This window comes from Aquimarina callyspongiae, assembly GCF_034322225.1.
In the GTDB taxonomy this organism is placed as follows: Bacteria; Bacteroidota; Bacteroidia; order Flavobacteriales; family Flavobacteriaceae; genus Aquimarina.
The window spans coordinates 41,682-62,171 of sequence record NZ_JAXLPA010000006.1; the positions used below are offsets into that span (position 1 = coordinate 41,682).

The 20,490-nt window shown below is 32.0% G+C and carries 14 protein-coding genes and 2 tRNA genes; 2 read left to right on the top strand and 14 right to left on the bottom strand.

The annotated features are described in order from the left end of the window. Positions 1-36: 36 nt before the first annotated feature. The 12 genes from U0D62_RS22165 to U0D62_RS22220 form a co-directional block, all read right to left on the bottom strand. A complete protein-coding gene (locus U0D62_RS22165) occupies positions 37-1,338 on the bottom strand; it encodes a DUF1302 family protein (RefSeq protein ID WP_322289550.1) in 1,302 nt (433 codons plus the stop codon). Positions 1,339-1,481: 143 nt separating this feature from the next. Then, positions 1,482-2,282: an outer membrane lipoprotein-sorting protein gene (locus U0D62_RS22170; protein WP_322289551.1), complete on the bottom strand. Its 801-nt coding sequence runs from the start codon at positions 2,280-2,282 to the stop codon at positions 1,482-1,484. A gap of 36 nt (positions 2,283-2,318) precedes the next feature. Then, positions 2,319-4,637, bottom strand: coding sequence for an efflux RND transporter permease subunit (locus U0D62_RS22175; RefSeq protein ID WP_322289552.1), 2,319 nt, complete (start codon positions 4,635-4,637; stop codon positions 2,319-2,321). Between the two features lie 108 nt (positions 4,638-4,745). Next, positions 4,746-5,942 (bottom strand): acyltransferase family protein, encoded by a 1,197-nt coding sequence (locus U0D62_RS22180; protein ID WP_322289553.1) that lies wholly within the window; start codon positions 5,940-5,942, stop codon positions 4,746-4,748. Between the two features lie 4 nt (positions 5,943-5,946). Further along, positions 5,947-6,384 carry an SRPBCC family protein gene (locus tag U0D62_RS22185; protein WP_322289554.1) on the bottom strand — a complete coding sequence of 146 codons (438 nt, stop codon included), beginning with the start codon at positions 6,382-6,384 and terminating at the stop codon, positions 5,947-5,949. Between the two features lie 25 nt (positions 6,385-6,409). Further along, positions 6,410-10,453, bottom strand: a complete 4,044-nt coding sequence (locus U0D62_RS22190; protein ID WP_322289555.1) for a non-ribosomal peptide synthetase — start codon at positions 10,451-10,453, stop codon at positions 6,410-6,412. Positions 10,454-10,554: 101 nt separating this feature from the next. Next, on the bottom strand, positions 10,555-10,851 hold the full coding sequence (locus U0D62_RS22195; RefSeq protein ID WP_322289556.1) for an acyl carrier protein: 297 nt from the start codon (positions 10,849-10,851) through the stop codon (positions 10,555-10,557). Positions 10,852-10,884: 33 nt separating this feature from the next. Further along, positions 10,885-12,663 carry an acyl-CoA dehydrogenase family protein gene (locus U0D62_RS22200; protein WP_322289557.1) on the bottom strand — a complete coding sequence of 593 codons (1,779 nt, stop codon included), beginning with the start codon at positions 12,661-12,663 and terminating at the stop codon, positions 10,885-10,887. 69 nt (positions 12,664-12,732) lie between these two features. Next, positions 12,733-14,508, bottom strand: coding sequence for a fatty acyl-AMP ligase (locus U0D62_RS22205; RefSeq protein ID WP_322289558.1), 1,776 nt, complete (start codon positions 14,506-14,508; stop codon positions 12,733-12,735). A 1,014-nt stretch (positions 14,509-15,522) separates the two neighbouring features. After that, positions 15,523-16,278 carry a cysteine hydrolase family protein gene (locus tag U0D62_RS22210; RefSeq protein WP_322289559.1) on the bottom strand — a complete coding sequence of 252 codons (756 nt, stop codon included), beginning with the start codon at positions 16,276-16,278 and terminating at the stop codon, positions 15,523-15,525. Between the two features lie 143 nt (positions 16,279-16,421). Next, positions 16,422-17,249 (bottom strand): helix-turn-helix domain-containing protein, encoded by an 828-nt coding sequence (locus tag U0D62_RS22215; protein ID WP_322289560.1) that lies wholly within the window; start codon positions 17,247-17,249, stop codon positions 16,422-16,424. A gap of 5 nt (positions 17,250-17,254) precedes the next feature. Next, positions 17,255-17,638, bottom strand: a complete 384-nt coding sequence (locus tag U0D62_RS22220; RefSeq protein WP_322289561.1) for a DUF983 domain-containing protein — start codon at positions 17,636-17,638, stop codon at positions 17,255-17,257. A gap of 155 nt (positions 17,639-17,793) precedes the next feature. On the opposite strand from U0D62_RS22220, the gene U0D62_RS22225 reads away from it, so the two are divergent. Beyond that, on the top strand, positions 17,794-18,672 hold the full coding sequence (locus U0D62_RS22225) for a helix-turn-helix domain-containing protein (protein WP_322289562.1): 879 nt from the start codon (positions 17,794-17,796) through the stop codon (positions 18,670-18,672). Between the two features lie 124 nt (positions 18,673-18,796). Here the strand turns inward: U0D62_RS22225 and U0D62_RS22230 are convergent. Then, a tRNA-Ser gene (locus U0D62_RS22230) sits at positions 18,797-18,881 on the bottom strand. A gap of 172 nt (positions 18,882-19,053) precedes the next feature. Between U0D62_RS22230 and U0D62_RS22235 the strand changes: the two genes are divergently transcribed. Continuing rightward, positions 19,054-20,121 carry a M28 family metallopeptidase gene (locus U0D62_RS22235; RefSeq protein ID WP_322289563.1) on the top strand — a complete coding sequence of 356 codons (1,068 nt, stop codon included), beginning with the start codon at positions 19,054-19,056 and terminating at the stop codon, positions 20,119-20,121. Between the two features lie 164 nt (positions 20,122-20,285). On the opposite strand, the gene U0D62_RS22240 is transcribed toward U0D62_RS22235, so the two are convergent. Then, positions 20,286-20,361 (bottom strand) — tRNA-His (locus tag U0D62_RS22240). Positions 20,362-20,490: the final 129 nt, after the last annotated feature.

Here is a 20,490-nt window from a genome sequence, read left to right on the forward strand (position 1 = left end):
GTGAGGAAAAGCAATTTTAATAATCATTTACGTTGTTTAAAAACTATATTTTAGTTTTAATTGAGCTCTATTATTATCGTTGTAATTACCAAAAAAAGTGTTTTTTTCTCCTCCGAAAATATCTAGAATCATTCCTAATTTTAGATCACTAGTCAGATTATATAATAGTTCGGATTTTACATAGTGATTTTCTGCTTTAAAATCATATATGCCTTGAAGACTTATTTTTGCATAGGGACTAATTTCACAATCAATTTTTGTAGATACTGCTTGTTGAAAAATGTTGTTTAAATTGGTATTAGGCACATCTACTCCTGTTTCTATTATCTGATGGATCCATTGTACAATAACAAACATATTGTTGTCTTGAATGACGTTACTAAAATTTCGGTCTAAACCGATAACATATTGATAAAATGGATCATCTATTGCAGGATTTGTTCCATTAGGATCATCGGTTTTGAAATAAGCTAATTCTCCTCGTAACCCATATTTACCTACAATAGTAGAAAAATCAAACCCGTATACCTCTAGCTTATTAACCTCAGGAGTTACAACTACATTTAAACTACCATCATCATTGGGTTGTATGCTTTGTTGAAATGAAGGGAGATCATCGTAACCATTAAAGTAGCTTACAGATAAATCCCATCCTTTTAATGAGGTTTTTGCTTTTAAAGCATATTGAGCATTACTTATTTTTTTTGCAGGTAATTTGGTGTCTTCCAAACTGAAATTGGCATCGACTAATGCTCCCGTAGGTGTCATTATTTGAGTAGGAAAATCTAAAAACCAGCGTGAGCTAGGATTGGGTAAAATTGAAGAGTTAACAACAGGTATTATTACTCCTTCAAATGTAAAATCCTTAACATAGTATTTTGCTTGTAATGAAAAAACACCGATGCGTTCATCTTCTGTGTCGATAAGATCACTATAATCAATAGGATTAATATTATTAGTTGGGTTTATTCCGTCTGCTTCTCCCCAGGCGATAATTTGTTTACCGATACGCACATCTACTTTAGAAAAAAACATATCCATATATGCTTCATCAATGAATACTCTATTTCTATCAGGGTCTGACAGATCATTTCTTATTTCAACACTACCAAAGAAATTGAAGGTTTTATCTATTTTGCTTTTTGCTTCTAATTGGATAATCCCTTGATTACGACCACTGATTTTGGTGTCATCTACATCGTTATCAAAATAACTAATATGATCTAGTTCTACAAAGCCTCCAAATTGTATTTTATCTTCTATTTGGGCAAAAATAAAACTATGTATCATCATCACTATAGGTATAACTATAATGTTGATACTTTTTGTGTTTTTCATTGGTTGTTATTTTATTGCTCTATACCATTGAGTTTTCTGCAAAAATATTCCGGCTTACCTGTCTTATCAGATAATACCGGAATATTCAACACTTGTAAGTAGGTATAATTAAACAATTTGTCTTTTTGGTAAAATGCTATTGCTTACAGACTTCGTTCTAAATTTCTTTTAGTAAACTGATCTTCTTCAACTCCAGTATCGATAACAATGTTTTTGAAATCTAAAATTGTCTTATGACCGGTTTTTACATTGTGAACTTCTCTTTTAAAGGCTCTCCATTTTTCGGAATTATCAATTTTCCTGATATTAGAAGCTGTCATTTCTTTAAAAAATGTTCCTTTTTTATCAAAGAATTTTATTTTAGATATAATATGATTATCGTATCGCACATAGATAATTCGCTTACCATAACCGCTTTCTTTTTCTTTTTTTACATTTTTTGGTGTTGCTTCTATTATATAATGCTTTATATCATTTAAAACTTCTTCACCATTTAGCTTGTAGTTAAAATTTTCCAGATCTTCTGTGTCTAAATCTTCATAAGTAAAATCAGATCCCATGAAGTTATCTGTTTTATCGCTAGCTGATATTCTTCTGGATCTTTTTAATGCAGGTAGAAATAACCATTGATCATCTTCTGCTGCAGTATGTTCAATAGATAGAAATCCGGTTCCTTTTACATCTGCAGGAGAAAGAAAGGTGAGTAGAGTAGATCGATTCTTTGCTTCATCTTTTTGAGATACTTGTTTTAATTCTCTAACTCTACTTTTCCCTTTTTTGTTAATTAATGTCATTGTAATTTCATACTTCTCATCATTGGCAAAGATTTGTTGATCATTTTTGGTCATGATTTCTAAACCAGTTTGGGCGATAAGAGATGTAGTAGTTACTACTAATAGTGCAACTACATATATAGATTTGTGAATTATTGCTGTGATTTTCATCTTTTTAATTTTTGATATTTTTTTAAATGATTTGTGTTAGGATACCATTGATATGGTACGCTTAGGTACTTCCTGATTTGTATAGTGTTTGGTGTAAAATTTTGGTTTAAATACTGCGATCAAAGCAGGGAAAAAGACAAGTGATCCAAAGGCTACAGTAATCATAGTTAATGATATTAACCATCCAAAATATTGTATTGGTAAAAAGCCAGAAAATATAAATACCATGAATCCTAAGACATTGGATATAACATCATAAACAATTGCTTTTCCAGATGTTTGTAGAGTTGCCTGAGTCGCGATTTCCAGATTTCCAGCTTGCTTGATTTCTTCTTGAAATCTAAGTAAGAAGTGGATCGCAAAATCTACACCAATACCAATTCCTATTGCAGTGATAATGGCTGTTCCAGCTTCCATACGAATTCCTAGGAATCCCATAACTCCAAAAGTGAGAATGCTTGATACGGTTAACGGTACAACACTTAATATTCCTCCTACAAAGGATCGTAATACGAGCATACAGAATATAAGTACTACAAATATTGCTAATAGAATATTTTGAATTTTCCCGATTACGATATAATTCACCTGGGCCAACCAAAACATAACTTCTCCTCCAAATTCTACATTAGCAGTTTCTCCAAAATTTGTAGCAGCATAACTTTTAAAAGTTTCATATAACCTGATATGATCCGCCTGTTCTGATGTTGTTAAAAATAATTTTACTTTAGCTCTTTGGTAATCATAGTCTACAAGATCTCCAAAATCACCAGGATCTCCAGAAATAGAATACAATAATAAGTATTGAGCAATGGTATTTTGATCATCAGGAATAGTATTAAAACTGGTATTACCATCATTTACTTCTAAGTTAATTCTCTTTATGATATCAGAAAATGAACTACTATATCCAACACCTTCTTGAGATTCTGCAAATTTTTGAAAGTCCGCGATTTTTTTCAAGAAAACAGGATCTTTAATCTGGTCTTCATTTTCTGCTTCAATCATAATATCTAACGATCGTACTCCACCTAATTTGTCATTAAATTTTTCAAAGGCTGTGGTTAGCGCATGATCTTTTGGAAAATATTTAACAAAATCTGCACCTATGCGAATCTGCATAATCCCGAATATAGATATAATTAATAAAGCAATAGTGAACCCTAACACTTTTTTCTTATGAGCTATTGAGATATGTGCTAATTTTAATAAGAACCTATCTAATACAGTATTTTTACTCTCAGGATTTTTCTTTTCACTTTTTTTCTTGGATAGTGCCAGTATAGCAGGTATCAATAATACTGATAATACTAAGGTCGAAAGAATCCCGATAGCAGTAATGATACCAAACTCTTGTATAGAGGTTACTTTGAAAATGATTAATGTTGCTGATCCCAAAGCAGATGTTATTCCTGTCATCAATACCGCTGGACCAATTTTTTCTATCGTTAATCGCGCTGCTTCTTTTCTTGTATTATTAACTACTTCTTCATAATAACGATGCAAAACGTGTATTCCATAAGAACTGGATACGGCGATCATTAGCATAGGTACTACTGATGATACAACGGTGATAGGAAAACCAATATGTCCCATTAAGCCCATTGTCCATATGATACTTAATAATACTACTAGAAATGGTAATATGACTCCTTTTCCTGTTCTGAAGGATAAGAAATACCCAATTAGTAATAAAACGAGTGCTAAAGGAAACAATAAACCGATATCCTTTTCTATACCACTGTCAATTTCATGTTGACTGGTAGGTGATCCCGCAAGAAAATATTTTTCTTCACCTTTATATTTTTCTAAAATTTCTAATACTGCGGTATGTACAGCTGTTTGATCATATTCTTCTTCCAGATTAGCAATAATGGCTGTAAAAGTCCCATCTTTAGATACTAATCGACCATTAACAAGGTCATTAGAAGCGATTTCTTGCTTTAATCTTTGTATCTCTTCATTAGATTGAGGTACTTCATCCATAAGTGGTCCTACTTCAAGCCCCCAATCTTTACCTTGAATATTGTTTATAGTAGAAATACTACTGATTTCATCAGCTATAACGCCATCGATAACCTCTATTTCTTTAGAGATTTCAGCGACCTTATTTAAGGTTGATTTATTATATATGGTTTTGGATTCAATACCAATCATTAATACTTCTTTCTTTCCGAAAACCTCTTTAATATAATCATTTGTTCTTACGATTTCGTCATCCTCAGGAAGTTCTGAATCCTGATTATTTTTGGTTTCTAGCTTGGTTAACCCAAAACCTATGGCAATGGTTGCAATAAATAACCCAAGCAATACCAGTCGAGGAGATTTAACTACAATTTGTGCTATTTTTTTCATCTGTTTGTTTTTATTGTTTTAGAGATCAGATGGAATCTTTGACGATTAAAATAACCGTTAGTCTTTTTGTTTAAAGGTTATTTTAATCGCGTCGATTTCATTTTGTTTTTAGTTTTTTATGTGCTGATAGGATCTGTTTCCTGATAATTTTCCTTTTAAATATTTTCTGAATGGCTTCTCGATATACCTATAGGTTAATGAGGCTAATCCAATCACTAACAATAATCCAATAATGGATCCAATAAAATTGTTTAGAAAATCTGTTGATTCATGAGCGGGATGTGCTTCTACTCCTAATATTAGAATTACGATGTAAAAAGAAAGCATCAATGGCATATGTACCATATAGATAGAATATGATATTTCTCCTAAATAATTAAATACTTTATTGTTAAGCAATCTCTTTATTGTACCTTGTGAATAAGCAGTGTTTAATAAAAGAATGCAGAAAAAAGGTATCGCTAAAACATCAGGCAACCAATCTCCAATCCAAACAACAAACAAGAAACTCCAAACTAATAAAGAGATGTATCCTTTTGATAAATATTTAATTAACCATTTTGACTGAAAAGCTTCATACAGGACCATTCCCACTGTAAATGTGCAAAGTCCTCTTAATAATGCAATACCTGTTACTACATTGATAGAGTTCTGAGGGACATTAATATCCGGGATATTAAAATGTTGATTTCGTATTGCCCAGGTATATGGCTGGAAATAGTACATAATAGAGGTGAGTCCTAAAATGGCAATTATTGCAATTAACCATTTTGCTACTTTTTTATAACGGGTCAAAAAGAATAACAAAAATGGAAATACCATATACAAAAACCACTCTACACTTATAGACCAGGAAGGAATATTCCAACTAGTTTCTATATGCATCCCCCAAGCTTGTATTAGAAGCAGATTGCTAATAATAGTGTTGGGGTCAAATAATACATTTAATACCGGTGGAATATCTGATGCTGGTAACTTAAAATTTAATAAAGCAAACATCCCAATTAAGAACATTAGTGTAAAAAAATGTAATGGATAAAGTCTGGCAAATCGTGCTTTAAAAAACTCTATTATATCTTTTTTCCTAATGCTGTTTCTAAACACATCGCCATAGACGTGGTACATTATGAATCCACTGAGTAAAAAGAAAAAATCTACCATTAGATACCATTTGGTAACTAAGTAATTTCCGTTAGGTAATAACTGTCCTATTGTATTATCATAATGATGAAAGAATACTAATATCGCAGCAATACCTCTAAGTGGTGTAAGCGAATATATATACGCTATGCTATTATTTTTCATTTGTTTATTTTTGAAGAACTAGTTTGTCTGTCATTAATTTATTAAGCGTTTCCGCATCTTTTTTCATCACTTTTTCGGTCGCTTTTTTAATGATGATGATTGGTATTATCCCAAAATATTTTCCTGGATTCATCTCAAAAAACCATTCGACTTGTGTTTTGGTACCATCCTCAGAAGGTGTGAATGTTTGACTTCCTCTAATAGGAAAAGCACCTTCTATAGATTCAAATGTTCTGGTTCTAAATGAATCGGTTGTTATTTGTAGAATGAAATCTTCCTTTTTTCCCAAAAAATTATAACGAAGTTTGATTCGGTTTTCTGGAAGTTCGTCTACCTGAATTATTGAAGAACTCCAATCGGTCTCGTTCTTTGCATTATTAATAAAGTTAAATGAGTCTTGAAGGCCGTGATCTAGATAAAAAGTGTGGTTAATTGTTATCATTGTTTTTTGTGTTTTTTGATTTCTTTTAGGTTAGTTCTAATTCTGGTTCTCTCTGTTGTACAATGCTTTGTAAGTTTTTGGCTAATACCGCAGCATTGGGTTGATACATCATTGTATTATGATCCCCTGGTACATCATATACTCTTAAATCTTCTACACCGATACGATCCCATCCTAGATTAATACCTATAGATTCTATCAAAGGTTCTTCTGTAGCTCTTAATAAGTTAATTCTACCAGGAAATGGTTTTGCTTCGTACAATGCTAAAGCAGCTCCATTAGCGACATATACTTGTAGATATCTATATACTTGTTCATAATTAATATCGTCGGTCATGATTTGACCTTTTTTGGCTCTTTCCATCACCAAATCAAACATTTCTTCTACAGTGTCAAATTTTCTAAATTCTTCTGGATCTATAGTTAATGTTTTTCCGTAGGGGAGTGCTAGGTCTCTTGCAAACCAGGATAATAATACAGCATCATCAAACTCTTCATCCTCTTCATATAAAGGAGATCTGGTGTCTAACAAAGTAAGACTGGCAATTTCTTCTCCAGCTTCTATTAATTGATGTGCCGCTTCAGTAGCGATTAATCCTCCAAAACAATATCCTGCTAAATTATATGGCCCGTTTTCCTGCATAGATTTTATACTTTTAATATAATCTGTTGCTAGATCTTCTACAGATACATGAGGAGTTCCTTCTTGATATAAAAAAGGTACTTGAAGTGCATAAACCGGACGATCATTTTCTATACTTTCTACCATTGGAGTGTAGCAGAAAACATTTCCACCAATAGGATGCATACAAAATATAGGCTGCTTATCAGTGTTTCCCTTTTGTAGTTGAACCAACGCAGAGTTGTCTGCTACTTCTTTTTTATCTCGTATTACTTCTGCAAGTTTTTCTATTGTGGGATATTGAAACAATACAGAAATTGGAAGATTTTCTCCAAATAACAATTTGACATCACTCATAATATTTACGGCAAGCATAGAATGCCCTCCTAAATGAAAAAAGTCATCTGTTACTCCAATAGGTGCTATAGATAATGTGCGTTCCCAGATTTTTTGAAGTTCTAACTCAACAACGTCTCTAGCAGGTACTAGTTCTGAGTTGTCTCTTTTTATTTCTGGAGTTGGAAGTTTGCGATAGTCAATTTTTCCATTGTTAGTTAATGCAAATTGCTCCATCTTCATAAAAACTGATGGTACCATATAATCTGGTAATCGATTGGTTAGATAATTCCTTAGGGTCTTATCGTCAGTTTTTGTTCCTTCTTCGGTAGTGTAATAGGCAACAATTCGTTGATCACTATTTTGTATATTTTTTACAGTGACTACAGCATTTTTAATACTTTCATGCTGTGCGAGTAAGGTTTGTATTTCACCCAATTCTATACGAAATCCTCTAATTTTTACTTGAGTATCAGCTCTTCCTACATACTTCATATCACCATTTTTATATAATTGAGCCAAATCCCCACTTTTATATAATCGTGCTCCAGGAGTATTACTAAAAGGATCTGTGATAAAACGTTCTGCAGTTAATTCTGGTCTGTTGAGGTATTTAACAGCTAATCCTTCTCCACCAACATAGATTTCTCCGGTAACACCATAAGGAACAGGATTGCCTTCATTGTCTAATAGATGAATTTTCATATCTGTGATAGGTTGCCCTACCATACTCTTGGGAGATGCTAAATCTTTTTTAGTGACTTTTCTAAAAGTAGTATGTACTGTTGTTTCTGTAATACCGTACATATTGATCAATTGTGGTTTTTGATCACCATGTCTGTCTATCCAGGGTTTTAACGCAGGAATATCTAATGCTTCTCCTCCAAAAACAACATAACCCAGTGATAATGCTTTTGGGCTGTCCAAAGAGGTTTCGTAGTTTACTAATTGCTTAAATGCAGATGGAGTCTGACTTAATACAGTCACTTTCTTGTCAACCAATAGTTGATAAAATAACTCTGGTGTACGGCTTGTTTCATAAGATACAACTGCTAATTTGCCTCCGTGTAATAATGCTCCCCATATTTCCCATACGCTTACATCAAATGCATAGGTATGAAACAAACTCCAGACATCGTTCTCATTAAATTTGTACCAATGATCGGTTGCAGAATATAACCTAAGTACATTATGATGAGTATTGAGTACTCCTTTAGGTTTTCCCGTAGATCCAGATGTATAAATCACATAGGCTAACTCTTCTTTTCCTGTTGTAAGATTTAAATTATAAGTATCGTATTGGTCGATAATTTCCCAGTCTTTTTCAAGATCTACTTTTATGACTTTTTCTTCTGTTTGTATTAATTCTTCAGTTCCTTGTGTAAGTACAATTGGAACCTTTGAATCTTCAAGAATTAATGCTAATCGTTCTTTTGGATTTTTTGGATCTAATGGGACATATGCTCCTCCAGCTTTAAGAACTCCCATAATCCCAATTAACATTTCTATAGTTCTGTTTACACACATCCCTACCAATGTCCCTTTTTCTACACCAAGATCAATCAAATGGCGAGCTAGTGCATTTGCTTTTTTATTTAGTTCATCATAAGTTACCTCGGTTTGATCCAGTACCGCAGCGATTGCTTCTGGGTTTTTAGCTACCATTGCCTCGAAACCTTCGTGTAATGTGTTAAACTGTGGATATTTTTGAGGTTTCTCTTTCCAAATGGTTAAAATTTCTTCTTGTTCATCTTTAGACATTAATGGTAGTTTGGCAATGGTCTGTTCTGGTGTTTCTGTAATCGCTTTTAATAAATTTTTAAAATGACTAACTACCTGTGCGATAGTTTCTTTTTCGAATAGATCAGTGTTATATTTAAACAATCCGTGTAGTTCTCCATTTAGTTCATTACCCATTTCTAAACTTAGTTCAAACTGCCCTTCTTGCTGGTTTACATCAAAAGGATTTATATTCAAGGCATTACGATTTTCTCCATCATTAAGTTGAGTCTCAATATTTTTTATGACAGGCAATCTTTCCCAGGCAAAAGCGGTTTGTATTAAAGGAGCTCTTCCTGGATCTCTATCTGGTTGTAAATCTTTTACTAATTGAGAAAAAGGATATTCTTGATGCTTTATCCCTTCAATTAAATTGTTACGAACACTTTTTACAAAATCAGAAAAACTTATGGACGCATCAAAAGTGGATTTTAGAACAATTGTATTTACAAAATTTCCTATTATGTTACGTGTAGCTTTTTGATTTCTACCTGCGACTGGAGCTCCTACCAATATATCTTCTTGATTACTATATCGGTGCACTAATACTTTGTATGCAGCTAATAGTAACATATATAGTGTTACTCCTTCTTTTTTTGCGAGTTCTACTAATTTTTCACTAAGTGCTCTATCTAGCGTAAATCTAATTACATCACCGTTATAGGTTAGTACTTTGGGTCTTGTTTTATCAATAGGAAAATCTAAGATGGGTAGGTCTCCTGATAGTTTTTTATTCCAAAACTCACGAAGTGAATCTCCTTTTTCTGAATTCAAAATACTTTCTTGAATTTCTACATGATTTTGAAAAGTGGTTTTTGTATTTTCTAATATCGGTGTTTCATTATTAGATAAGGCATTGTATACAATTTGTAACTCATTAAGTAGTATTGCCAGCGACCATAGATCCATAGCAATATGGTGTGCTGTGATTACTAATACATGTTCATTATCATTTTGACTATATATATTAGCTCTAATTAATAGGTCCTTACTTAAATCAAATGGTTTTTTAGAGTCTAAATTGATCTGACTTTTGATTGTGTTCTTGCAAGTCAGAGATGTATTTACCTCTATATCAAAATCAAAATTCTTTGATGTAGAAGTACATTGATGTGGAACCCCATCTATAATTTTAAACTTTGTATTGAGAACTTCGTGGCGTTTGATTAGAAAATTAAATGTTTGTTTTAATTTCTCTAAATTCAGTTCTCCATTTATTTCTGCCCCAAATACAACATTATACGCAGAAATTGTAGGATCTAATTGTTGTAAAAACCAGAGCCCTTCCTGTTCTTTTGATAATCGGTATATAAGTTCTTTATTGGTGTTCATTTTATTTATTCCTTTTGAAAATTGTTTATTGGTTTTAAGAGTAATGCGGTTAGCTTATCTCCTTAGTTTAGGAGGTTTATTAGCTCTTATTGATAATAGAATCAGATCAAGCTAATTTCTTCTGAATTGGTTAATTCTATCAAATGTGTTGAAATACTATCAATAGTAGGGTAGTCCCATAAGATTGTTGATGGCAGTTCCAGATCAAGCATTTCTTCTAATTCTCCTGAAATCATTACGGCATCCATAGAGTCTAATCCATATGCTGCTAATTCTTCATTTGTAGAGATATCGGTAATTTTAATTCCTAATTGTTCTGCTACTTTTTCTATTAACCAATTTTGAATATTTTCTTTTGTTATGGTTGCTACGTTCTGTTCTATTGTTAATGTCATCATGATTGAATATTTTAAGTTGTTATTTATTGTTTATTAGTTATTAGTTTGAATAGGTATGATTGAGAATAATTTATCTTCTGTGTGAAGGCGTAAAAGTTCATTAGCTGCATTCTCCAGGTATTCTTTGTTTACTTCTTTTGTATATATATTAAAGGCACTAAGTGTTTGTTGAAGTGATAATACTAGCCACTCTCCTTGTGCAAAAAAATCTCCGAGTGCTTCTCGATTATAAATCCACATGAAAATATTAGTTGTTGCTGTATGTAATCGACAGTAGTCCTGAGCCAGATTAAAATATTCTATTGGTAAATTGTGACCTGTTTCTACTGTAGGTAATTGTAAAGCTTGTTCTTCAAGATCCATCAATGAACTAATTACACCAATAGTTAGATTTGTAATCTCGGTTAAAACTTTCTGTGATACCTGACGGTTTCCTTTTAGATCACCTAGCTTTAATAATGCTATCTCTATTCCTTGAAGGACTTCGTTATTTCCTTTGCTAAATAGATCTAACTTGTCATATCTGAAATCTGCTAACTCTTTACCTAAGGTGAAGATATCTTCTAGCTTGTTTTCAATATTTGCACCATTCTTTTTTCTTCTTTTCTTAGCAAGAAATTTTAACTGTAAGGATAAAGAGTGCTGGTTGATGATAGTGCTTCCATCAAAAAGACTGATTATAGCATTATCTCTCATCATTTTTTGGAATACTCCGTGATCATGATCACCTCTTAAATAAAACCTTGATCCTAGGATTATAGATAAATCCTGAATTACATTTTCTACTTTTACAGGAACATAATTCTTTACAATAGCCGACCATATGCTAAACTGACCAGGAACGACATGAAGCCCTCTGGAAGCGGCTATAGCCAGACAATCACAGCTTATGATATTTATAAAGGCTTTTGCCAAAGTATGTCTGGCATGGTCGATATCAAAAACTGTGCTTCCGTATAATTCTCTTTTTAGAACAAATCGTAATGTTGTTCTAAGTGCAGTATCTACGGCACCAAGAGATAATCCAGCACACATGGTTCTTGTAATATGAAATCCTTTTAATGCAAGCTCAAGACCAGAACCTTCTTTACCAATTAGTGCATCTTTTGATAATAAAGCATCGTTAAAATTGATACCGCTTATATCACAAGCTCTAATACCTAGTGTTTTAACTTTAGGAAGATGTGTGTATTGCTCATCTGTCAATTTTGACTTATCTACCAGGAAAATTGATAAACTTCTTGCATTTTTTTTCTCTCCTGTTCTGGCCAATACACATACAGTATCGGTCAGAGTAGCTTTATTTATAGGCCACTTCTCACCATTTAAAACATACCCTTCATTCGTTTCTGAAGTATGAACTCCACTGGTGTTTAGATCACTTCCGTGGTTTCTTTCTGTTACAGCAAGGCAAGCAGTTTTTCTGTTGGCTACCAAGGATGCTAATGCTTCTTTCTGACTTTCTGATCCACCGATCCATACGGGTAATGATCCTAGTAAAGTATGTGCATCTGTTATAGATATTGAAAGATCTCTTCTTGAAAGAACTCTCGATAAAAACAGGAGTTCTTCAAAAGATTTTAATTTTCCTCCGAGTGCTTGCGGAATATAATATTGGTTATAATCCCAATCGTGTAAAAAATTAATTGCTTTTCTTGGAAAAATTTCATCTTCATCCATATCTGCAGAATTCTTAAATGATATAACATTATCATCATCAAACGGGCTCCCCAGGTAACGTTCTAGTTCTTCTACAGTTTTATACGTTTGTAAAACGTCTGTTGTTTTTTCCTTATACGTTGTATCCAACATGATTATTATTTTTCTTTTGTGGTTAAGGCTTTAATCGTTTTCTCCAATTTGTTTTTAGTGTAAGCGGCTCTAAGGTTGTACCTGTGCTATTTTTGGTATATCCAATGTTTTAAGTTCCCCTTGTTTGTACATTTCTCTAGAAGCGCGACGTTGTAACTTGCCGCTTGACGTTTTTGGAAACGAAGAAGGTTCAATAAGAACAATATCACTAGCTTGCAATTGATGTTCTTTGGATACTGCCATCGCAATATTTCTTTTTACAACTTCAGGATCTATTTTACGTTTAAAATCTCGGCGTACCTCTTGTACAATAATTAGTTGCTCTTCATCATTTCTATCAATGCTAAATGCTGCACCGCATCCCATTCTTAGTGATGGATCACTTTGTTGAACGGTAAGCTCTATATCTTGTGGGTAATAATTTCTACCTCTGATTATGATCATTTCTTTTAATCTACCAGTGATATATAATTCACCATTTGAATAGAAACCCATATCTCCTGTTCTGAAGAAGGGACCTTCATTAGTGTCTGCTGTTAATGCTCCAAAGGATTTTGCTGTTTCTTCTTCATTATTCCAATATCCTTGACTTACGTTGGGACCTGCGATCCAAACTTCTCCTATGTTATTTTCATTACAAGTCAAATTTGTTTCTGGATCTACAACACGTACTTTTTGACCGTCTAATTCTTGTCCGCACCCTACTTTTTTTATTTCATTTTCTGGATTTCCTGAAGAAGGAATTGCAGTGTGTTTTTCTAGTTGCTCTTTGTCTAAGTCGCTGATTACAGGTAATTGTTTATAATCCCCTGCAGTAACTAACAATGTTGCTTCTGCCAAACCATATACTGGAAAGAAAAACTCTTTTTTGAATCCTGTATCAGTAAACTTGTTTGTAAACCGATCCATTGTATTACTTCGAATGGGTTCTGCACCATTAAAAGCTACTTTCCAATTACTTAAGTCTAATCCTTCCAGGTCGCGATCCTGTATTCTATCTGAACATAACTCGTAAGCAAAATTTGGAGCACCACTTATGATTTCACCATTGTTCCCACATTCAGAGATAGTTTGTAACCATCTTAAAGGTCTCTTGAGAAAAGATATAGGTGACATTAACGTTGTTTGCATTCCCACATACATAGGTTGTAAAATACCTCCTATAAGTCCCATATCGTGATAAGGTGGTAGCCAACTAATCATTTGCTTATCCTCATTCATACCAAAGGCATGTTTACTAAATTCAAAATTGTATAGAAGATTTTCGTGATTAAGAATTACTCCTTTAGGATTACTGGTAGATCCAGAAGTATATTGCAAGAAAGCAAGAGTTTCTCCTGTCATTAGGTTTTCCTTCCAATTAGTAGCTTCTTGTGTTTTTATTTCATCACTTAATACCCATTTTATGGTATTGGCAAATGTTGCAGCTTCTTGTCTAATCGTATCAGTACCTCCTTTTGCTGTTAAGGCAGTTACGTTATTTAATACGGTAGAAGTACTTAATGCTATCTCGGCTTTGGCATTTTGGATCACATCCATTAACCTTTTTAAGTTTCTTCCATCAGGCGGATAAGCAGGTACGGGAACAATCCCTGCATAAAGACACCCCATAAATGCTTCTATATAGTCTATTCCTGGCTGAAAGAGTAGTAGTGCTCTATCTCCTGCTTTTATCTGTTCTAATAAATAAGCCGCGATTGCTCTGGCCCTCTCATCTAATTGAGAGTATGTTATCGTTTGATTTTCTTGACCAGAATCTGCTAGGAAAGTATATAATATTTCGTTTGGAGATTCTTCTGATCTAAATCTTAAAAGCTCTACTAATGATTTAAAATTTGGTTTCATTTTTTTATAGTTGTTTGTTTTGAATTTCTTCGTTGTTTTTTGGCATAGAATTCCTTGTAACTGATCATATTTTTCAGATTTCTAAGAATATTTCTAATCTTTTTTCTCTGTTGAAATATGGCAGTAATTCTTCTGGACGATGAATTTCGTCAGTAACTTTTTTATATCTCTATATTGAGTTAATGGACTCTTTTAGAATAGGTTAAATAATAATATAGTTGTCAGTTATATTATTTTTACCTATCTCAGTTTATTAAAAGATAAATTTGAGAGTCCTAAAATGATCGTACATAAGTCAATGCTGTTGTCGAAAATGACTTATTTCATTTTTCTGTCTAAAAAACAGGAGGGATGTTGGAATTAAAAATTTAAAGAATTTCATTGGTTTTGGTTTTAAGAGATTACTTGGTTTTAATAGGTTTTAATTTCAGTATTGGTTTAATAATAATTTTTGTATTGCTTTTCTATTTTACTTGTATTTATTATCTATTGTATTAGTTGGTATAATTAAGATAAATGGATAAGAACAAAAAGAAAGCTAATTCATTAATTTTAAGTTTTAAGTGGTTATTAATTTGTTTTTTCAAAAGTATTCTTAAACTTGAAAATGTGTAAGAGGGTTTTGACTGCAAAATAAGGGGTTTTTTCCCCGTTGTTCAATTGGTTTGTTTATTCTTTGCATTATTTTTAGGTTAAAAGAACATTTCTTAATAGTGATTTAAATCTGTTTTGTTCCATTTATTAAGTTTTATTAGTTGTTGATTACAAATGTATAATCATAGTTATATGTGTGAAATGATCTATGTCACAAAAAAAATGTGATTTAAATCACATTTTAATTCAAAAATATTTCTTTAAGAGCTGAAAGGTATTGATTTTATTGATGATTTAGAGCTTTTTTGTTTTTTACATATTGATTTTATTTGATTTAAAAAACGGGTAAATTCCCCTGAAAATACATAAAAAGGGCACTGTTTTTACAGTGCCCTTTTTTAAAATTTTATTGAAATAATATTATTTAGAGAAGCTTTTAATTTCTTTTACAATTTCTTTTGTTGTGAAAACATGACTAGCGATCATCTGAAAGTTTACTAGAGAAGCTTCATATGCATTAAGGTTTGGTAATATTGCTCCTGCTGTTGCATCTTTTACCACTGCTACTTTAAAACCGGATTCTATTAAATCCCGCATATGAGATTCTGTACAAAGATTAGAAGACATCCCTGCTAAAATTATATTGTCATACCCATGCTTACGTAATTGTAAAGCTAGATCATTAGATTCAGGGCCGTATACTTTATGAGGGCTAGTTACAACAACATTATCTTCATTAATGTATTTTTTATAACGATCTAACCAATCTGCACCAGAACCTTCAAAACCATCAGTTCTTAATGTATGTGTTCTATCAAACATTTTAATATTGTGCATTAAGGCTTCCAAGGCCCCTTCAATTTTCCAATTATGGTCATGTTTGAAATAATAGTGAGGAGATACAAAAACAGTAATTCCTTTTTGTTTTGCTACTTTAAATAGTTTTTCAAGATTTTCTACAGTATTGTTGGCTTTAACGCTTTCTCCTACCACACCCCAAGTTACACCATTAGGACTCAGGAAATCATTTTGTGGATCTGTAATTACAATTGCAGTTCTAGCATCTACTTCAAATCCAGGATCGGGTAGTTGCGCATAAGTGTTTATTGTGCTTAAAATTAATACGATTAATACTGCTATCTTTTTTATAGTTTCTAATTTTTTAAATCGTGACATTGTTTATATACTTTTAATTGTTAAACTTATTTACAATGCAAAGATCAAGCGTAAAGACAGGCAATGGGTAGGCAAGTATGCCCGATTAGTTAGCAATTTTTCTTGCTGGATTTCATTATGTGTGTAATTGAATAAAAGCTTACTTAAACGATAGGGTTTTTCTTGTATTCTGAAGGAGAAACTCCTTGAAGTTTTTTAAAAAATCGACTAAAAGATTGTATGTCGTCATAACCTAGCTCATAAGCAATCTGTTTTATTGGTTTTTCTGTATATAGAAGTAATCGACGTGCTTCTAATAAGATACGTTCTTTAATATATAATAAAGGAGATTTGGATCCCGCTTTTGAGAAAATGTTTGATAATGTTTTAGGAGATTTGTGTAATAAATCTGCATACTCTTTAACAGTGTGTTTTTGCTTAAAGTGTTTTTCTACTAAAAAATTATACTCCCTAATAATATCAACTTCATTTTTATCATCTGGATATTTTTTCTCTTCTTTAAATAATCTTGCACACATGATTAGATACCGTTTCAGCATAATCTGAAGCATATCTATTTGTAATTTATCATTAGAATGAATTTCTATAATAAACATTTCCCACAGTGTATTAAATTTGAGTAATTCTTCTGGTGGAATGGTAACTACAGGTAATTGAGCAGCTCCAAAAAATAATATTCCTTTGCATCCAACTTCACTATCGTGATCTAGAACACAATAAAATGGCCGATTAAAACGTAATAGACGAATATTTCCGATTCGTATTGGTTTTAATTGATGAAACTCTGTCAAAAAAACTATTTCATTTTTTTGAAAAGCAATGTCCTTGCCATCTATGTTAAGGATATTCTCATTAGATTCAAACCACAATACTGTTAAGGTGTTTTCGATTGTATCAGAAAGTACAGAACAGCTTGTATGATCAATAGTATTCAGATATATGTATTCCTGCGCTCGGCCGGTAAATTTCATTTCTTTTAATTGACTTTTTCTTTTCTAAGACTCATAAAAAAACTAATCCAAATATTTCTGGATAATCTTAAAATGATGGGTAAAGAAATAAACATTACTAAAACAATAATCAGATAAGTAGGAATCAGGTTTAAATCAAAAACAAAATATGAAATAAGGAATGCGATCCCTGCAAAAATTATCCCAACTGGATAGCTTACATACATAGCTCCGTAAAAGAAAGAAGGCTCTATTTTGTATTTGGTATTACAGTTTTTACAGCGTTCCTGCATTTTTAGTGTTTTAGAAAGGATATAAGGATTAGTTTCTTGATACATACTTTCTTTTTGACAAACAGGACAATTACCAGTAAAGATGCTATATATTTTTGTTCCTTTTAAAAAATTCATATACTACTGTTTTTAATTAAAGGTATATTTTTTAACATTGCTACTTGTTTGTTTAACAAGTGTTTAGTTCAATTGTTAAAACAAGACAAATTTATGGTTTTATCTATCGTTAAGTGTAACACTAATAACTCATTAATTTGTAATTTTGAGACATTATGAGTTTGAAAAAAGTAATCCCTATTTTAAATATTGGTCAATTTGAAACAACAATCTCGAATGACAATTTTTATAGTAATGATTTTGAAAAACATTTAATTAGAAATGGAGACATGATCTATAAGCCTCATAGTCATGATTTTTATCTTTGCGTACTTTTTACCAGTGGCTCAGGAATCCACGAAATAGATTTTAATACGTATGATATTACACCCGGAAGTGTGTTTTTTCTAAAACCAGGACAAACACATTGTTGGGAGTTTAAAGAAACTCCCAAAGGATATATCTTTTTTCATACAAAAGATTTTTATGAATTGTGTTTGCATAGTAACCTTTCACAATTTCCGTTTTATTTTACTCACGAGAATCCTCCATATCTTAGATTGAATAATGAACAGACAAAAAACATTCAGTTATTATTTAATGCGGTGAATGCAGAGTATAAAGGCAATGATATCTATAAATACCAAAGGTTAAATAGCTTAATTAATTTAATTTATATTGATTTATCCAGGCATTATACCAATCAGGATTCTGACAAAATAATTTCATCAAAAACCTACCTAAAAACTTTAGAAAAACTTCAGACAATTTTAGAGGAATTCTTTAAAACAGAGAAATCTCCAAAGTTCTATGCTGATAAACTTAATGTTACTACTAAACATTTAAACAGAATAACAAAAAGTACCATAGATAAAACTTGTTCTACAGTAATTAAAGAACGGGTTTTATTAGAAGCAAAACGTCTATTAGTACATTCTAATAACACTTTATCATCTATTGCAGAAATTTTAGGGTTTGAAGACTATTCGTATTTCTCAAAAGTATTTAAAGAAAATACAGGGATTACTCCATTTGAATTTAGGAAAAGATATTGATTTTTGGTAAAAAGGATATAGCTTTATAAGATTTTATCATCAATTGTTTTTCTACACTATGTAGTTAATAATTTTTTTAACTAAAAAAATAAAACCCCGTCATCATTAAGATAACGGGGTTTTGCGGAGAAAGAGGGATTCGAACCCCCGGAGGTGTGACCCTCGCCGGTTTTCAAGACCGGTGCATTCGACCACTCTGCCATTTCTCCAGATATTAGTCTCATCAGATATTCCCTGAATGCGGGTGCAAATATAAAATCTTTTTTGGATCTATAAAGCATTATTTTAAAAATAATTTATCAATATTTCTATAAATGAAAAAAACTCTAAAACATGTTGGTGTAAATGAGTATCTTGTGCTTTTAAAAAAAAGAATAGTTCATGAAAAATTTTTTAATTGCCATCAGCTTTTTAGTTGTTTATTCTTGTGGCAGTTCACACACACCTTCTAATAAAAAATCTGATAATGAAAATAAATCTACTTCTGTAGAGTCCATAAATAATGAAGATGTTGAAAAATATGCAAAAACAATAACAGCAAAAGAATTAAAAAGTTACCTATATACTTTTGCAGGAGATGAATTTGAAGGTAGGGATACTGGAGAACCTGGTCAAAAGAAGGCTTCAGAGTATATTAAAAAACAATATAAAAAAATGGGAATTCCTTCTCCTTTAGGCGGAGATGATTATTATCAAGAAATACCTCAAAGTTATTTTAGAGGAGGAATTAAAGATTCTGAGAATGTTCTGGCTTATATAGAAGGAACTGAGAAGCCGGAAGAAATAGTTGTGATATCAGCACATTTGGATCATGTGGGTAAAGATAAAAATGGTAATGTATTTAATGGAGCAGATGATGATGGTTCTGGTACAGTAAGCCTATTCGAAATTGCAGAAGCTTTTAATAAGGCTAAGAAAGACGGTAAAGGGCCTAAAAGATCTATTTTATTCCTACATGTTACCGGAGAAGAGAAAGGGCTTTATGGATCACGATATTATACAGAGAATCCAGTATTTCCGTTGGAGAATACGGTAACGAATCTTAATATTGATATGATAGGTAGGATTGATTCTAATCATCAAGGTGAAAAGAGTAATTATATTTATTTAATTGGTAGTGATCGATTGAGTACAGAACTTCACAATATTAGTGAGGCTATGAATAATAAATATGTCAAATTGGATTTGGATTATACCTATAATGCAAAGAATGATCCTAATCGATTTTATTTTAGAAGTGATCACTATAACTTTGCTAAACATAATATTCCTATTATTTTTTATTTTAATGGTGTTCATGAGGATTATCATATGCCAACGGATACTCCAGATAAAATAGAATATGATCTGCTGACAAAAAGGGCCCAATTGGTTTTTTATACAGCCTGGGACGTTGCTAACAGAGAAAATAGGTTGATTGTTGATGGAGTTGGTAAAGAAGGTCAGTAAAGAAAAGTATTAAATAAAATAATATAGCTTAAAATGCCTTATGAATTTCATAAGGCATTTTTTTGTAAACGGTTTCTAATAAGTTGATATTTTGTTATGTTGGTCTTATTTTGATCAATAGAGAGCATAAAAAAAGCCTTGATAAACAAGGCTTTTTTAATTAAGGGTGGAAGATCGGTCTCGAACCGACGACCTCCTGAACCACAATCAGGCGCTCTAACCAACTGAGCTACAACCACCATTTATATTTTAATGGATATGTTTATTTTTATCCTTTGATAACTTACTTTCCTTCAAAAACTAGGATGCGTATCGTTCGTCATTCAAATTCAGGGTGCAAAAATAAAGTATTTCTCTATTTATACAAAC

Excerpts from the sequence above, each read along its gene's own strand:
- U0D62_RS22185 (WP_322289554.1), bottom strand. The coding sequence starts at position 6,384 with ATGATAACAATTAACCACACTTTTTATCTAGATCACGGCCTTCAAGAC.
- U0D62_RS22175 (WP_322289552.1), bottom strand. The coding sequence starts at position 4,637 with ATGAAAAAAATAGCACAAATTGTAGTTAAATCTCCTCGACTGGTATTG.
- U0D62_RS22215 (WP_322289560.1), bottom strand. The coding sequence starts at position 17,249 with ATGAAATTTACCGGCCGAGCGCAGGAATACATATATCTGAATACTATT.
- U0D62_RS22225 (WP_322289562.1), top strand. The coding sequence starts at position 17,794 with ATGAGTTTGAAAAAAGTAATCCCTATTTTAAATATTGGTCAATTTGAA.
- U0D62_RS22220 (WP_322289561.1), bottom strand. The coding sequence starts at position 17,638 with ATGAATTTTTTAAAAGGAACAAAAATATATAGCATCTTTACTGGTAAT.
- U0D62_RS22170 (WP_322289551.1), bottom strand. The coding sequence starts at position 2,282 with ATGAAAATCACAGCAATAATTCACAAATCTATATATGTAGTTGCACTA.
- U0D62_RS22165 (WP_322289550.1), bottom strand. The coding sequence starts at position 1,338 with ATGAAAAACACAAAAAGTATCAACATTATAGTTATACCTATAGTGATG.
- U0D62_RS22180 (WP_322289553.1), bottom strand. The coding sequence starts at position 5,942 with ATGAAAAATAATAGCATAGCGTATATATATTCGCTTACACCACTTAGA.
- U0D62_RS22210 (WP_322289559.1), bottom strand. The coding sequence starts at position 16,278 with ATGTCACGATTTAAAAAATTAGAAACTATAAAAAAGATAGCAGTATTA.
- U0D62_RS22235 (WP_322289563.1), top strand. The coding sequence starts at position 19,054 with ATGAAAAATTTTTTAATTGCCATCAGCTTTTTAGTTGTTTATTCTTGT.
- U0D62_RS22205 (WP_322289558.1), bottom strand. The coding sequence starts at position 14,508 with ATGAAACCAAATTTTAAATCATTAGTAGAGCTTTTAAGATTTAGATCA.
- U0D62_RS22190 (WP_322289555.1), bottom strand. The coding sequence starts at position 10,453 with ATGAACACCAATAAAGAACTTATATACCGATTATCAAAAGAACAGGAA.
- U0D62_RS22195 (WP_322289556.1), bottom strand. The coding sequence starts at position 10,851 with ATGATGACATTAACAATAGAACAGAACGTAGCAACCATAACAAAAGAA.
- U0D62_RS22200 (WP_322289557.1), bottom strand. The coding sequence starts at position 12,663 with ATGTTGGATACAACGTATAAGGAAAAAACAACAGACGTTTTACAAACG.